Annotated in this window: 1 protein-coding gene and 1 pseudogene; one reads left to right on the plus strand and one right to left on the minus strand. The window is 51.7% G+C overall.

The window, feature by feature from the left end; translation table 11 throughout:
* Positions 1–183 (minus strand): helix-turn-helix domain-containing protein (locus ACR0EL_RS22355; protein ID WP_480502338.1); only part of this gene is annotated, 183 nt, incomplete at its 3' end.
* Between the two features lie 158 nt (positions 184–341).
* Between ACR0EL_RS22355 and ACR0EL_RS22360 the strand changes: the two are divergent.
* A pseudogene (locus tag ACR0EL_RS22360) lies at positions 342–692 on the plus strand (hypothetical protein); the annotation flags it as partial.

Raw genomic sequence — 692 nt, forward strand, 5'->3', positions numbered from 1 at the left:
GTCGATTTCGAGAGCAAGTGCGATCCGCTCCAGAACATCGATTGATGCTGAATTTTTGGCGAGTTCGATCTCGCTGATATAGCTGCGATCTACATCCGCAGCCAAAGCTAGCTGTTCTTGGCTCAATCCTCTGGAACTTCTTAGATTCCGGACATTTAACCCTACTCGTTCCCGTAATTTCATGGCCTCTATTCGGCCAGATCACAAGAACTGCTCTACGGAATATATTCCACAAAACGCGCGCGAACATCATAAACACTATGCTCGCATATGGTGTGGAGATTGAGATTGGAGCTAGTGTATCAATAATGCAGTAATGTAGTCAGAAGGCATTTATTGATATGTGGTGCAGACTTATCAGAAATTTGAGCGCCGGAGCTGTCGTGGCTCTTCTTTCAACCGTGGCCCCGCAGGCGGCTAAGGCCTATCAGGTTGACTGCGCCATTCTGCTTTGCCTGGCTGGTGGGTGGCCCGCGTCAGCAGAATGTGCCCATGCCCGTGCCGTGTTTATCCGTCGGATCACGCCCTGGCCGATTGAGCCGCCGTTGCAAATCTGGCGTTGTCCGATGGGTGTTTCTGAGCGTGTGCCTTTGCAAAGCACGGCCCCGAAAATCTGGGAGGCCAGCAACCAATCAGGTCAGCAGCTCGCACAAGTCATTCTGGCACAGGTAGTCGAAGGTAGTGCCGATATC

Source organism: Ruegeria sp. AH12 (genome assembly GCF_056541465.1).